The 14,654-nt window shown below is 47.0% G+C and carries 19 protein-coding genes; 3 read left to right on the plus strand and 16 right to left on the minus strand.

Features of this window, described 5'->3' with window-relative positions:
- Positions 1–38 precede the first annotated feature (38 nt).
- From rplB to rpsJ, 5 genes are read right to left on the minus strand one after another with little or no spacing between them, the layout of a single operon-like run.
- Positions 39–869: a 50S ribosomal protein L2 gene (rplB, locus tag FN782_RS11785; protein WP_142506012.1), complete on the minus strand. Its 831-nt coding sequence runs from the start codon at positions 867–869 to the stop codon at positions 39–41.
- Positions 870–899: 30 nt separating this feature from the next.
- Positions 900–1,187 (minus strand): 50S ribosomal protein L23, encoded by a 288-nt coding sequence (gene rplW, locus FN782_RS11790; RefSeq protein ID WP_142506013.1) that lies wholly within the window; start codon positions 1,185–1,187, stop codon positions 900–902.
- The gene (gene rplD / locus FN782_RS11795; RefSeq protein WP_142506014.1) at positions 1,184–1,810 is read right to left on the minus strand and encodes a 50S ribosomal protein L4; all 627 of its coding nucleotides are present in this window, start codon (positions 1,808–1,810) and stop codon (positions 1,184–1,186) included. Before rplD ends, rplW begins: the two co-directional genes overlap by 4 nt.
- Positions 1,811–1,835: 25 nt before the next feature.
- On the minus strand, positions 1,836–2,465 hold the full coding sequence (gene rplC, locus FN782_RS11800) for a 50S ribosomal protein L3 (protein WP_185956259.1): 630 nt from the start codon (positions 2,463–2,465) through the stop codon (positions 1,836–1,838).
- Positions 2,466–2,500: 35 nt separating this feature from the next.
- Positions 2,501–2,809: a 30S ribosomal protein S10 gene (gene rpsJ, locus FN782_RS11805; RefSeq protein ID WP_142506016.1), complete on the minus strand. Its 309-nt coding sequence runs from the start codon at positions 2,807–2,809 to the stop codon at positions 2,501–2,503.
- 573 nt (positions 2,810–3,382) lie between these two features.
- Between rpsJ and FN782_RS11810 the strand changes: the two genes are divergently transcribed.
- Entirely contained in the window at positions 3,383–3,652 is a 270-nt protein-coding gene (locus tag FN782_RS11810; protein ID WP_142506017.1) for a hypothetical protein, read from the plus strand.
- 67 nt (positions 3,653–3,719) lie between these two features.
- Here FN782_RS11810 and FN782_RS11815 read toward each other — a convergent pair whose 3' ends face one another.
- The 4 genes from FN782_RS11815 to FN782_RS17305 all read right to left on the minus strand — a co-directional run bounded on the left by FN782_RS11815 (position 3,720) and on the right by FN782_RS17305 (position 5,589).
- The gene (locus tag FN782_RS11815; RefSeq protein WP_142506018.1) at positions 3,720–4,016 is read right to left on the minus strand and encodes a hypothetical protein; all 297 of its coding nucleotides are present in this window, start codon (positions 4,014–4,016) and stop codon (positions 3,720–3,722) included.
- A 14-nt stretch (positions 4,017–4,030) separates the two neighbouring features.
- Positions 4,031–4,189: a hypothetical protein gene (locus FN782_RS16895; protein ID WP_185956260.1), complete on the minus strand. Its 159-nt coding sequence runs from the start codon at positions 4,187–4,189 to the stop codon at positions 4,031–4,033.
- A gap of 122 nt (positions 4,190–4,311) precedes the next feature.
- Positions 4,312–5,178 (minus strand): AraC family transcriptional regulator, encoded by an 867-nt coding sequence (locus FN782_RS11820; RefSeq protein WP_142506019.1) that lies wholly within the window; start codon positions 5,176–5,178, stop codon positions 4,312–4,314.
- A 282-nt stretch (positions 5,179–5,460) separates the two neighbouring features.
- Positions 5,461–5,589, minus strand: coding sequence for a cupin domain-containing protein (locus tag FN782_RS17305; RefSeq protein WP_281285950.1), 129 nt, complete (start codon positions 5,587–5,589; stop codon positions 5,461–5,463).
- 540 nt (positions 5,590–6,129) lie between these two features.
- On the opposite strand from FN782_RS17305, the gene FN782_RS11825 reads away from it, so the two are divergent.
- Together FN782_RS11825 and FN782_RS11830 are read left to right on the plus strand one after the other, a co-directional pair.
- Positions 6,130–6,933, plus strand: coding sequence for a TetR/AcrR family transcriptional regulator (locus tag FN782_RS11825; RefSeq protein WP_142506020.1), 804 nt, complete (start codon positions 6,130–6,132; stop codon positions 6,931–6,933).
- Positions 6,934–7,007: 74 nt separating this feature from the next.
- On the plus strand, positions 7,008–7,958 hold the full coding sequence (locus FN782_RS11830; protein ID WP_142506021.1) for an alpha/beta fold hydrolase: 951 nt from the start codon (positions 7,008–7,010) through the stop codon (positions 7,956–7,958).
- A 375-nt stretch (positions 7,959–8,333) separates the two neighbouring features.
- Here FN782_RS11830 and FN782_RS11835 read toward each other — a convergent pair whose 3' ends face one another.
- The 7 genes from FN782_RS11835 to FN782_RS11865 form a co-directional block, all read right to left on the minus strand.
- Positions 8,334–8,582 (minus strand): hypothetical protein, encoded by a 249-nt coding sequence (locus tag FN782_RS11835; protein WP_142506022.1) that lies wholly within the window; start codon positions 8,580–8,582, stop codon positions 8,334–8,336.
- Between the two features lie 109 nt (positions 8,583–8,691).
- A complete protein-coding gene (locus FN782_RS11840; RefSeq protein ID WP_142506023.1) occupies positions 8,692–9,528 on the minus strand; it encodes a DUF6612 family protein in 837 nt (278 codons plus the stop codon).
- 331 nt (positions 9,529–9,859) lie between these two features.
- Positions 9,860–11,050, minus strand: a complete 1,191-nt coding sequence (gene tuf / locus FN782_RS11845) for an elongation factor Tu (protein ID WP_142506024.1) — start codon at positions 11,048–11,050, stop codon at positions 9,860–9,862.
- A gap of 122 nt (positions 11,051–11,172) precedes the next feature.
- Entirely contained in the window at positions 11,173–13,248 is a 2,076-nt protein-coding gene (gene fusA, locus FN782_RS11850; protein WP_142506025.1) for an elongation factor G, read from the minus strand.
- A gap of 45 nt (positions 13,249–13,293) precedes the next feature.
- Positions 13,294–13,764, minus strand: a complete 471-nt coding sequence (rpsG, locus tag FN782_RS11855; protein WP_142506026.1) for a 30S ribosomal protein S7 — start codon at positions 13,762–13,764, stop codon at positions 13,294–13,296.
- A 42-nt stretch (positions 13,765–13,806) separates the two neighbouring features.
- Complete coding sequence (rpsL, locus tag FN782_RS11860; protein ID WP_142506027.1) at positions 13,807–14,220, minus strand: 30S ribosomal protein S12; 414 nt, start codon at positions 14,218–14,220, stop codon at positions 13,807–13,809.
- 145 nt (positions 14,221–14,365) lie between these two features.
- Positions 14,366–14,614 (minus strand): ribosomal L7Ae/L30e/S12e/Gadd45 family protein, encoded by a 249-nt coding sequence (locus FN782_RS11865; protein WP_142506028.1) that lies wholly within the window; start codon positions 14,612–14,614, stop codon positions 14,366–14,368.
- Positions 14,615–14,654 lie beyond the last annotated feature (40 nt).

Below are 14,654 nucleotides of genomic sequence, written 5' to 3' on the forward strand. Positions count from 1 at the left end.
CCAACCCCCTTTCCGCTATTGACGTCAATTCTTGTCGGTTACTTCTTGCGGCGACGTACAATATACTTGTCAGACGGCTTTTTCTTCTTACGGGTCTTATAACCAATCGTCGGTTTACCCCAGGGAGTAACCGGAGATACACGCCCAATCGGGGCACGACCTTCACCACCGCCGTGAGGGTGATCAGCCGGGTTCATTACAGATCCGCGAACCGTGGGCCGTTTGCCTTTCCAACGGGAGCGCCCCGCTTTTCCGATATTGATCAGTTCGTGATCCAGATTTCCAACTTGACCGATGGTTGCCCGGCACTCCTGACGAACCATGCGGGTTTCACCCGAAGCCAGACGGATAATGGCGTATTTGCCATCCTTACCCAAAAGTTGCGCCTGAGTTCCTGCGGAACGCACCATCTGTCCACCGGCACCCGGTTTCAGCTCAATATTGTGGATCACGGTACCCACCGGAATGTTTGCCAGCGGAAGCGCGTTCCCCACTTTAATGTCTGCTTCAGGGCCCGACTGAACCGTTTCTCCCACTTTCAGCCCTTTGGGATGTAAGATATAACGCTTTTCACCATCCGTATAATGGATCAAAGCAATATTGGCGGAACGGTTCGGATCGTATTCTACCGTGGCAACTTTGCCTGGAATGCCATCTTTGTTCCGCTTGAAATCGATGATCCGGTACTTTCGTTTATGACCGCCGCCCTGATGCCGGGTCGTAATCCGCCCCTGATTGTTCCGTCCAGCTTTTTTGACCAAGTTGGTGGTCAGGGACTTCTCCGGCTGATCCGTGGTAATCTCATCAAAGGTGGAAACCGTCATCTGCCGGCGTCCGGGCGAGGTCGGTTTAAAATGTTTGATACCCATAGGTTTGTTCCCTCCTTTGCTTTTGGATAATTAGACTTCAAAGAGCTCAATGCTCTTGCTGTCTTCCGTCAGTTTCACAATCGCCTTTTTCCGGTCTGAGGTGCGACCCGTATAGCGACCGAAACGTTTCGGCTTCCCTTTCACCCGCATGGTGTTCACCTGAGCCACTTTGACACCGAAAATCTTTTCGATTGCATTTTTGATCTCGGTCTTGTTGGCCTTAAGGTCCACTTCGAAAACGTATTTGTTCTCTTCCATCAGATCAGTGGACTTCTCTGTCACCACCGGGCGCCGGATAATATCGCGAGGGTCCTTCATTTACCGAGCACCTCCTCTACGCGAGAGACCGCATCCCGGGTGATAATCAATTTATCGTGATTCAACACATCCAGGACATTGAGCCCTTCGGCATCGATAAATTTCACACCAGGGAGGTTCCGCGTGGAAAGAACAACATTTTCGTCATACTCACTTCCCACGACCAGCGCTTTCCGATCTGCGTTCAGATTGGAGAGAATCTTCACCATTTCCTTGGTTTTCGGCTGGTCCATGGTTAATTGATCAAGTACAACCAGTCCGTCTGCTTTCATTTTTGAAGACAGCGCGGAACGAATCGCCAAACGGCGCACTTTTTTCGGTAATTTAAAGCTGTAGCTGCGGGGAGTCGGTCCAAAGGCCACACCACCGCCAACCCAAATCGGTGAACGGATACTTCCGTGGCGCGCACGGCCGGTCCCTTTCTGTTTCCAGGGTTTCCGTCCGCCACCCCGGACGGCAGCACGGTTTTTTACAGCGTGGGTCCCGCGACGAAGCGATGCTTGCTGCATCACCACAGCCTGGTGCAAAACCGCTTCATTGGGTTCAATCCCAAATACGGAATCGGATAATTCCAACTCGCCCACCTGGCTGCCGTTGATATCCAGTACATTCACTTTCGGCATGTCGTCTCCTCCTTCCCGTCAACGATTACTGAGCGGCTTTTACCGCAGATTTAATCACAACATAGCTGTTCTTCGGACCCGGAATCGACCCTTTTACCAAAATCAGGCCTTTTTCGGCATCCACTTTAACCACTTTCAGGTTCTGGATCGTCACTTTTTCTCCACCCATACGGCCGGGCAACGTTTGCCCCTTGAAAACACGCATCGGATCAATGGCACCCAAAGCACCAGGACCACGATGGTAACGGGAACCGTGGGTCATCGGACCGCGGGCTTGGTTATGCCGCTTAATTGCCCCGGCAAACCCCTTCCCTTTCGACGTGGCGGTGATATCCACCAGTTCACCTTCATTGAATAAATCCGCTTTTACTTCCTGACCGAGTTCAAAATCGGCCGGGTTGACTCCACGGATCTCACGAACAAAATACTTAGGAGCAGTGTCAGCCTTTTTGGCGTGACCCATCTCCGGACGATTGGCCCGGTGCTCTTTTTTGTCACCGTAACCCAGTTGTACGGCTTCATATCCGTCGTTTTCCACTTCCTTCTTCTGAAGGACGGAACATTGACCGGTATGAATCACCGTCACGGGGATCACTGTACCATCTTCAGCAAAAACTTGTGTCATCCCCATTTTTTTACCGAGAATCCCTTTCACGTCGCACACCTCCTACCGGCTGGTTTTTCGGAGTCTCAAAGCTTGATTTCAATATCAACGCCGGACGGCAAATCGAGTCGCATCAACGAATCCACGGTTTGCGGTGTCGGATTGACGATATCGATCAGCCGCTTGTGGGTCCGCATCTCGAACTGCTCCCGCGAATCCTTGTATTTGTGTACCGCTCGAAGAATCGTATAAACGGCCCGTTCTGTCGGAAGCGGGATTGGTCCAGACACATCCGCCCCCGTCCGGTTCGCCGTCTCAACGATTTTCTCCGCTGATTGATCCAGCACACGGTGATCATACGCCTTCAGGCGAATGCGAATCTTTTGCTTTGCCATGCATGCCCCTCCTTTTCGCTCATTTTTTATAAATGAACTTGCTCCGCAGAAATTTCCCCACACACCATGGCAAAGGGGCCGGGTGTGTCGGCAACCTTCCACATCATCGCCGTTCAAAACCAACATTCCTTATTATACGAGATCACTTCCACCATTGCAAGAAAAAACACGCATAAGAATTTGATTTTACGAGCGCTCGCCATTCACTACAAACCGTATTCCAACATGCAATAGACAATTATGCATCCTACCACGCAGAACAGAGAGATGCAAATACATGGAGAGTAATACATCCCTCTATCAATGTACATAGTTAATATAATAAAATATATTTCATTAAAATTGTGCGTATAAAATACCTTGCAACACGATATTTACAAAAAATATATACGAGTATAATTGAAGATATTTTATATATTCGATAAAGTTTTTTATGATGGAAATAAAAGGATGGAGAGGAGAATCCAGCATGAAAAGGAAACTGTTCACCGCCCTTGTGGTAGGAGCCTTGATGGTAACAGGAGTATCCAATGCGTATGCAGCTGCCAGTGCCGCTGTCACTCACCTGGGGAAGTGAATGCAAGCGGTGAAGTCGCTTATGTGGAAGGAACAGTCGCAATCTCCGGAAACAACCGGGGAGATCAAGATGTCATCCTGCGGGTTCGGAAAGATATCTGGGGATATGACCGGGTGGTGTATGAAATGAAGATTGAAGCCCATTCATATAAGAAAATCCGAAAAGAAATGAAAGGTCACTATTATGTAACCCTGGAATGCGTATCCGGAAACCGGTGCAACGCATGGGGAAAAATAACGGATAATGAAATTCGCACCGGCAACTGATCTTCCATAACTTTTGATCAACGTCAAAACGGTCTTCCCCAATAAGAGGAGACCGTTTTGATGTCTGTCAACCTTTTAATATATTCAACATTGCCTGATCCCGCGGTACTTCACACTGGTACAGCAAACGCTTTTCAGAACGGGATGGGGACTTAATATCGTTCACCTGATAGGCAGACCAGGTTGCTTTTTGTCGGGAGATTTCCATCACTCCACAGCCATAGGCGGAACTGTTGAATAGCTTGATCCAGGGATTCTGATGAAGGATCACCTCTTCTATCTTACCTTTTATATAGTCTTCCACCTTTTGCAAGAGAGAAATGGAGTCCATCCCTCGCACCCTTCTCTTTTTCAACCGGGCCATTTTTTCCTCTACCTTCAGTTCAGAAGAATCTCCTGCATGGCCTCATCCGGAATGGAATTGGAATTGGTTATTCCCATGAACACTGGAAGAAAAGAACGGAGAAGTCCACCCAGAGTGGCAATCTGATTTTTGATCATTTCTTCGAAGTTGGCTGAAGTAATGGAACCAATCATAATTTCAACTCCCAGCCTCATCTGAGTCCTGATACAATATCTATCTCAAATTTGGGAGTGCACTTTTTTTGATAGAAACATAAAAATCACCGCACAAAACAGTGCAGTGATTTGATAAATTTTTATTTCACGGGAATCCAGATCTCAGAATATAGATCTTCCTTGAATGGATCTTCATCTGTATATACCTCTAACTCAGGGGTGTTTGCATGTTTATACCCGCTTGATGGAAACCATTCTGAAAAAATCTGTTTCCAAGCTTTCTGCATCGCATCCGGCATGGGACCGACCACTTCAAACACGGCCCATTTGGATGTAGGGATCTCCAGTTTTGACAGCCCGTCGGGGGGTTCTCCGTCATATTCTGTGGCGATCCAATAATCCAGTTTTTGTGTCGATTGTATATTTTCATGATCCGCCACACAGATCCCCAATACCCCCTTGATCTGGCCGTTGTTGAGCTGATGTAACAACTCATCTGTTCCATTCCCGTTCACTTCATCCCAAAACTTCGGAATCCCCACCAAATTTTCCTCATTCTCCATGGAAAACTGCCGCTTGATACCCACGACTTGAAACCCTTCCCTTTCCACAATCCTGTACTTCATCGGCTTTGCTCCTTTCAGATTCACCTGGATGATCAGGCGATTATAAGATACCAGCTTCCCTCTGTGCTTTCGTGCCTCACTGGGTGTCACCCCATGTTGCCTGCGAAACGCCTTGGTAAATGCTTCCGGAGTGTCATAGCCGTATTTGTGGGCAAGGTCAATAACCTTGCATTGGGTACGGGACAGCTCTTGGGCAGCCAGTGTCAAACGTCTGCGACGAATATATTCACCCACAGAAACATCGGTTAAAATGGTAAAAATCCGTTGAAAATGATAGATCGACAGATTGGCTTCTTTCGCGATCTGTTCCATGGTCAAATCATCCAACAAATGATCTTCCATATAGTTAATCGCCCTTTGCAAGGATTCAACCCATCCCACACTGCTCACTCCTCGATTTCATACTAACCGCCACCTTTATAAAAATCCTGTCATTTTGTGCTCGGTTTGGACCAGATCAGCCGTAGCAGACTCTTATATAAGATCTTGACATTTTTTCAAAGCCTCTCTCTATCTGCACCAACGGGTTTATTATTCAAAATCTATCATTCCTATTTCTTCCATCAAAAGGGATTGCTCCAATTGAGGACCCTCAACAACAACGACTATCATCCCCGAATCGCTTCCCGATTCATGATTTTCACCTGATAACCAAAAAGCAGCCTACCCCGCCCGGATCGGTATCGGCTCTTCTCCCTCAACACGGACCCAGCCTTCTCCCGCCACCACCATAAACAACTGTGGTCCCGGTGTTTGATGAAGCCCCAATACACTATTCGGTGCAAAGTGCATAGCATACACCCCATCTGTACCCACTCTTTGTGACGCAATACTGGAGTTACGCCAACGTTTTGATTGTAAAATTGACGGATTGACTTTGCCTTACCCTCATCAAAACGGAAAAACAACCCCTCCATGTTCTCTTCACTCGATTCCAACTGGAAAGGTACAGCCTCTAAATTACTATCAATCAGAAAATATGATGCTTGCGTTTTTTAACAGACTGATACCCATCCAAAGGTAGACTTTAGGATGACGGAGAGCGATTTCCCCAATCCGTGTTGTCGATTGTTATAGATGGAAATAAACCGAGAAACCATACACGATAACTGTAAAATGCTACCCCATAACAACATTATATAACCCAAATAAACAAATGTAGAGCTGGCCGGGTCACGTGGAATAACTCGGCGATCCTTGGATGAGGTAGACCTTGCTCTTTCTTTGCGGATTTTTCAATTGCTATCTGAAAACCCTTGACAATCACAAAGGCTAAAAATACAATAAAAACATACTCAACAGTATTTTAATATATCATTGGGGGATGGAGATATGAGATCTGCTGAACGAATATCAAAAGCAGCGTTTGAGCTAGCTCGTCATCTTCCGTATGACAAAATTACCTATGCAGATATAGCCAAAGAAGCAGGTGTCCATTGGACAACTGTACAAAGATATTTTGGCAGTAAAGAAGAAATGAGAAAAATTTTGTTAGAGGAACAAACGCAGCTTGGTGATTCACTGGCGGATACAAGGACAAAAATCCTGGAAGCGGCAAGGCGGGTATTTGCAAAATACGGATATGAAGGGGCTACATTGGATCAGGTAGCTAACGATGCGGGATTGACCAAAGGAGCTGTATACTGGCACTTTTCCAGCAAAAGCGATTTATATCTCGCTCTTTGTGAACGAAGCCTGACACAGCTTCTGCAAGGACTTCCCGATCAGATCCAAAATATTTTCAATGCACCCAATCCAATGGAGGCCTTAAGAACGCTTTTGGAGTCACAATTTTCCTCTTGTGAAGAGAGAAACGGCGAGCAACCCATGCTTTTCTTCGAATTTATTTCCAGTAGCCGGGACCCGTCTGTAAGAGAGAAACTGTGTGAAGCCTTCTCCAAATTATTTCAGGGAACCTCTGACAGTTTGCAGGAAATGCAACAGAAACGGTTATTAACTTCAGATGTTGACTCTCATGATCTATCCGTCGTTCTCCATTCTCTGATCAATGGCATTGTACTGATGTGGATCGTTGCTCCGAATCATGTCTCATTTCAATCAGCTTCAGAGGCCGTGTCCAAAATACTATGGCATGGAATACAACCGAATGAGCAAGAAAAAGAAAATCACCCGTAATATACGGGTTTTTCAAAAACATAAACATACTCATAAGTATGTTTATATCATATTTTTGGTGAAGGAGTAATCAAATGAAGAAAGGATTGAAAAAATTGATCATCACATTATCGATTATTGTTTTTTTGCTGGCGGGATTGTTTGGGTATAACCAATATCAATTTCGAAAAGCGGAAGTCAATTTTCCACCAAACGGTAAGTTTGTAACTGTAGAAGGGATAAAATTGCACTATATCCAAAAGGGATCAGGTAAACCCATTGTTTTTCTTCATGGAGGGGTTCTGACCGGCAATGATTTTAAGAAAGTGATGGAAATGGCTGCAAGGCAAGGATATCAAGCGATCTCTTTTGACCGGCCGGGATATGGATATAGTGAAAGACCCAAAAATGAAGAAGTCACGCCGATCGTTCAAGCTAGACTGATTCATGGTGCATTAAAGAAATTAGGGATTGAAAAACCGATTTTCGTTGGACATTCATGGAGCGGAATTTTAGTTCTCTCGTATGCACTTTCCTATCCGGATGACGTCTCCGGCATCGTAACCCTGGGGGCCGCCATGTACAAGGAAGGGTATCCAGCTGAAAACGGAGACCCCATTTCAGCTCTTGTAACAACACCGATCATAGGAGATGCCTTTCTTAATACGGTGTTAAAAAGCCCATTGGGAACCGGTTTGGCCAAAAATATATTGAAAGAAACCTTCGCTCCTGAACCCGTACCTTCCGATTATCGTGAAGCCGCTCTCGCTCTTTGGCTTCGTCCAGGCCATTTTAAAGCCAATCGAGAAGATGTTCTCGCTTTTTCTCCGACTGCAGAAAAAATAAGCAGCAAGTATAAAACGATCCAACATCCAATGGTCATTGTCGTTGGTAATGATGATCCATTTGGAACAAAAGAGCAAGCTTACCGATTACAAAAAGATATACCACACGCCAAGCTTGTGATATTGCCGAATGTGGCTCATATGATTCCTCAAAATCATCCGAAAGAGGTAATGGATGCAATTCAAACAATCGTTAAGTGATTACTTTATAATCCAGAGACACCTTCCAGCAGCTCGTTTCCTATTTCCTATCTTTTTGGGAAAGATGTAAGTTAATCGCTCTGACAAAAAAGCACCTGTTACCTCCAAATTCATTACATTTAATTAATCCCCTACAAACCAAACCTTGTCATATTCTTGTTTGCTTAAAATATTTTTTAGACGATCGATTTCCATTAACTCGTGCTCGCTTACAAAAACTTTCATTTGTTCAATCCCCTTTAGAAGTTGATCAATCTCCTTTTTGTCCAATCACTCGATAATAATCGTGCAAGCGCCTGAGAGTGAGATAACTTGCCCAATTCCTGTTTTTCTTAAATAGTGCTTCGTGTAATGATTCTGTGAAACTCTCTCGATTCACCAAGGAGCTGTTTTGATATAAAAGTATATCCAGAGACATCTTCCACCAACTCCTTTCCTACCAAATAACGTTCCATCTGAATATGAACCCATATTGATCCACAGCTCAGTATAGACCAGATTTTCTTCATAAGTCTCATCAAATACCATTTCAAAAGCAAATTCATATTTTTCTATATTGGAATTCCTAGACTCAAGACCAGCAATGCTAGAGACATCATCGCGGTCCGAAAGCAACTTTTTCATCTGTTCCTCCCTAAGTCAAATCTATACGTATCTCACTATAATGCTTCATATAAAGGCACTATAGGTTAAAAACTCCCCAGCAAAAGGGGAGTTTTCCGTTGATTCCATATTATTCATTCACTTGAATCGCATTTTTGGCTTCTTCCGGAATGGGGATTTCTTTCACTTCACCCATCAATTTCATTGCAAATGACTGATCCACTTCCGTGGTGACTCCATCGATAAATGGGATGGAAAGCTTCGTATCCTGATTGATTTGTGTCAACCTCTTCGTTGACTCATCAATACTCAATTCCAGTTTGAAGTCGGAAAACGTCACGCCTTCTGCTTTTACCTTATCATCATTTCGGAAGTTCTTCATTGCGTATTCCACAAAGGGTTCAATCTGTTTATGATTGTCCAACTTCAATGTCAATTTTCGGACACCCTCTCCTTTCTCCATTGTTACATCCCCCTCGCCATGAGTAAGGACTTGATCCAAAACCTTTTCCGCATCCATATAACCACTGTGATTGCCACCTAAAACCTCGCTAACACTTTCCGGTTGCCGAATCCACCGCCCATCCTCTTTGTTTTGAATATAGTTTGTATTTCCATCCCAAATCACCTTTACCTGCATGCGTTCCTGTAAATCGCCCGCATCCACCTTCATATCCATTTCCGTGGCGTGACGATTCTCATCCAGGAACTCCATGGTCCCAGTAAGTCTGTTTATCGGATCTTTACTTTCCCCAGGGATCTCCATCTGTTGTTTAGCACGAAAATCCCAACGATAGCCCTTCATTTGTCTCATCTCTTCTTTGGATTCATTCAGAAGATCCATAGCGGTTTCTTTCTTTTCTTTTTTCGTTTCAACACTCTCCGTCGCTTTATCTGCAAACAGTGCACATCCAGGCAAAAGCAACAAAGACAGGGACATCATCCCGATCCGAAAATAGTTTTTCACGTTTGTTCCTCCCCAGGGTCAACTATATAGATAAAAATAATAACATTTTACCCTTCGTTCTGCTACATTTGTTTTCACTTGTAAAGTGTCGTGCAATCCTTCCCAAAGTACGACCTTCTGGATAAACTTATTGTTTTGACGACCATCTCTAAACGCCTTTATAAATTACCGGGAATGTTTGTTCCCATTGTGATTATACCATGAGTTTGGACAGATTCAAATATCAAACATTTTTCATTGACAGAGGCTTGTTAAAAAGTATCTCCAAATTAAAAAAAGGAAGAGTGCCCTTATAGGACACTCTTCCAGACCGATACGCGTATTTTAAAGATTACTCAACGATGGAGGTAACTGCACCGGCACCAACGGTACGTCCACCTTCGCGGATGGCGAAGCGGGTACCTTCTTCGATGGCGATCGGAGCGATCAGTTCAACATCCATTTCGATGTTGTCGCCGGGCATCACCATTTCAGTGCCTTCCGGCAGTTGGATGACGCCGGTTACGTCCGTGGTACGGAAGTAGAACTGAGGACGGTAGCCGTTGAAGAAAGGAGTGTGACGACCACCTTCGTCTTTGCTCAGGATATAAACCTGGGCTTTAAACTTGGTGTGCGGGTTCACTGTACCGGGTTTCGCCAACACTTGACCGCGTTGAATGTCTTCGCGGTTGACACCGCGCAACAGCGCACCGATGTTGTCTCCAGCTTCCGCTTCATCCATCATCTTACGGAACATTTCCACCCCGGTAACAACGGTTTTGCGGGTTTCATCTTGCAGACCGATGATTTCCACTTCATCGGAAACTTTAATCACACCGCGCTCCACACGACCGGTAGCCACCGTACCGCGACCGGTAATGGTAAAGACATCTTCGACCGGCATCAAGAAGGGCTTATCTTTATCCCGTTCCGGGCTGGGGATGTACTCATCCACTTCGCGCATCAGTTCGAGGATTTTTTCAGCCCACTCGCTGCTTGGATCTTCCAACGCTTTCAGAGCGGAACCGGCAACCACAGGGACATCATCGCCAGGGAAGTCGTATTCGGACAACAGTTCACGCACTTCCATTTCTACCAATTCCAGAAGCTCTTCATCATCCACCATGTCCACTTTGTTCAAGAAGACGGCAATATGCTCAACGCCCACTTGGCTGGACAAGAGGATATGTTCACGAGTTTGCGGCATCGGACCGTCAGCGGCGGATACCACGAGGATGGCACCATCCATTTGTGCCGCACCGGTAATCATGTTTTTCACATAGTCAGCGTGACCGGGGCAGTCCACGTGTGCATAGTGGCGCTTTTCGGTTTCATATTCCACGTGTGCAGTGGAGATGGTAATGCCCCGCTCTTTTTCTTCCGGAGCTTTATCGATTTGATCGTAAGCCATCGCTGTCGATCCGCCGGTTTGTGACAGAATTGTGGTGATCGCAGCGGTCAGAGTGGTTTTACCGTGGTCAACGTGACCGATGGTACCAACGTTAACGTGCGGTTTCGTGCGTTCAAACTTCTCTTTGGCCATGAGCTCAAAAGCCTCCTTTAATATGTTCAAATGAAAGATTGATGTATAGGGAGAAAGCCATGAAGCGGTTGGTCCGCCCCATAACCTTTCTCATTAAATCGGTTGACTGTCCAGCCAGTAAATTACTCGCCGGAAGCCTTGCTGATAATCTCATTTGCAATATTCTTCGGCACTTCTTCATAGTGATCGAAGTACATTACATAGGCACCGCGACCCTGGGTGCGGGAACGGAGGGTGGTGGCGTAACCAAACATCTCGGACATCGGAACCATTGCCCGGATCACTTGACCCCCGCTGCGGCTTTCCATTCCTTCCACACGTCCGCGACGGGAGTTGACATCCCCCATCACATCACCCATATATTCTTCAGGCACCGTGATTTCCACTTTCATGATCGGTTCCAAGAGAACCGGAGAACACTTGCCCTTCGCCGCTTTCAATGCCATAGAACCTGCAATTTTAAAGGCCATCTCGGAGGAGTCCACATCATGGTAAGATCCGTCAAACAGAGTGGCTCGGACATCCACCATCGGGTAACCGGCCAACACACCATTTTGCATGGATTCTTCGATTCCCGCCTGCACCGCCGGAATGTATTCTTTGGGAATCACACCACCAACGATTTTGTTGACGAATTCGAAGCCTTGACCTTCTTCCAATGGTTCAAACTCCACCCAGACATGACCGTATTGACCCCGTCCACCAGACTGACGGATAAATTTCCCTTCCACCTTCGCTGAGGAACGGAAGGTTTCACGGTATGCCACTTGCGGGTTCCCCACATTGGCATCCACTTTAAACTCCCGCTTCAGACGGTCGACGATGATATCCAGGTGCAATTCACCCATACCGGAAATAATCGTCTGTCCGGTCTCTTCATTGGTTGCGGTCCGGAAGGTTGGATCTTCCTCCGCCAGTTTGGCGAGAGCTACAGCCATCTTATCCTGGTCGCTCTTCGTCTTCGGTTCAATGGCGACATCAATCACCGGATCGGGGAAGACCATTGACTCAAGGATGATGGGGTTTTTCGGATCACACAGGGTATCACCGGTTCCGGTGTCTTTCAAACCGACTGCAGCCGCAATATCTCCTGCGTAAACCGTTTTAATCTCTTCCCTGGAGTTCGCGTGCATCTGCAGAATCCGACCCACACGCTCCCGTTTGTCTTTTGTGGAGTTCATCACATAGGAACCGGAATCCAGCGTTCCGGAGTATACCCGGAAGAAGGTCAGCTTACCCACATAGGGGTCGGTCATGATCTTAAATGCCAAAGCTGAGAAGGGTTCCTCGTCATCCGACTTCCGTTTGGCTTCCGTACCATCCGGAAGCTCCCCTTGAATCGGGGGCACATCCAGCGGAGACGGCATGTAATCCACAACCGCATCCAGCATCAGCTGAACCCCTTTGTTCTTGTAGGAAGAACCACAGAGGACAGGGATGATTTCCACATTGCAAACGCCTTTGCGGAGAACCGTTTTCAGTTCCTCTTCCGTCGGCTCTTCCCCTTCCAGATACTTCATCATCAACTCTTCATCCAACTCAGCGATCGCTTCAATCATCTGAGTGCGGTATTCTTCCGCCTGTTCCTTGTACTCTTCCGGAATCTCCCGTGCTTCTGTACGGGTTCCCAAGTCGTCCACATAGTAGAATGCGACGTTCTTGATCAGGTCAATGATCCCTTCAAAGGTATCTTCTTTCCCGATCGGAAGGTGGATCGGAACTGCATTGGCCCCGAGTCGATCACGCATCTGCTGGACGGCTCCAAAGAAGTCCGCACCAACAATGTCCATTTTGTTCACGTAGGCAATCCGGGGAACCTCGTAGGTGTCCGCCTGACGCCATACGGTTTCCGACTGAGGCTCTACACCGCCCTTGGCGCAGAAGACCCCAACGGCTCCATCCAATACACGCAGGGACCGCTCCACTTCAACGGTAAAGTCCACGTGACCAGGGGTATCAATAATGTTGATCCGATGATCGTTCCACTGACAGGTCGTCGCTGCGGAAGTAATCGTAATTCCCCGTTCCTGCTCCTGTTCCATCCAGTCCATCGTGGCGGCACCTTCATGCACTTCACCAATCTTATGTGTCCGGCCACTGTAGAACAGAATCCGTTCCGTCGTCGTGGTCTTACCAGCGTCGATGTGAGCCATGATCCCGATGTTGCGCGTGTCTTTTAAGGAGAACTCACGTGCCATCGGATCTGTCTCCTTTCATGTTGACAAAAATAAGTTAGCAAGTGATTACCAGCGATAGTGAGCAAAAGCACGGTTGGCTTCAGCCATGCGGTGCACGTCTTCTTTCTTCTTGACGGCGGCACCCGTGTTGTTTGCAGCATCCATCAGCTCATTTGCCAGGCGCTCTTGCATCGTCTTTTCATTCCGCAGACGCGCATAGCTTACCAGCCAACGAAGTCCAAGACTGGTACGCCGTTCCGGTTTGACTTCCACCGGAACCTGATAGTTGGCTCCACCCACACGACGTGCTTTTACTTCCAGCACCGGCATGACGTTTTTCATTGCCTGTTCAAACACTTCCATGGGGTCTTTGCCCGAACGTTCGCGCACCTTGTCAAAGGCATCATAGAGAATGCGCTGGGCTTTTCCCTTTTTCCCGTCGTACATCAGACGGTTGATCAAACGAGTGACGAGCTTGCTCTTGTAAATAGGATCCGGCAACACTTCCCGGCGCGGTACAGGTCCTTTACGCGGCATCATTTCCCCTCCTTTATCTCTGAGATGGCAAACTCAAAGAAGTTATTTTTTCGGACGCTTCGTTCCATATTTGGAACGGCCTTGCATCCGGTTTTGCACACCGGCGGTGTCAAGCGCTCCCCGCACAATGTGGTAACGCACACCAGGAAGGTCTTTTACCCGTCCACCGCGAACCAGTACCACCGAGTGTTCTTGGAGGTTGTGACCAATCCCAGGGATATAAGCCGTCACCTCAATGCCGTTGGTCAAACGGACACGGGCATATTTCCGCAATGCGGAGTTCGGCTTCTTCGGTGTCAGTGTACCCACACGGGTGCAAACTCCCCGTTTTTGAGGAGACCTTTGCCGGGTCGCTTCCTTGCGGAAACTGTTATAGCCGAATTGCAACGCTGGTGCAGTCGATTTTTCGATTTTACGCTTCCGACCTTTACGAACCAGTTGGTTAATCGTAGGCATAGAGTGTCACCTCCTCATTTTCAAGTCCACAGAGCCAGGCGGATCATTTTTTTGCACAAAATGGGAACCCATATCCAAACGTTGACCGTGCCATCTCTTGGAAAGCACGATCAGGTCTGGACTGGCCATTCCAATTTTGTTTCATTCAATCCAATATTGCAGCCGTCGCCGCTCCTACATCAATTCCGCAAACCTTGCCCAGTTCCTGCATCGAATCGACGTAGCTAACGGCCACTCCATGGTTCCGGCACAGTTCAATCAATGATTGTGTAATATGCTCTTCAGCATCTTTCGCAATTACAATCCGGGTTGCCTTCCCCTGTTGAATCGCCTTTTTCGCCTGCTTGGCTCCGATCAAAAGGCGATTTGCGCTCTTCACTTTATCATAAGACATAGAAAACGCCCTCCAAAGTGAATTCACCCAAGCACACGAC

The organism is Melghirimyces algeriensis (genome assembly GCF_900182565.1).
Lineage (GTDB): Bacteria > Bacillota > Bacilli > Thermoactinomycetales > DSM-45169 > Melghirimyces > Melghirimyces algeriensis.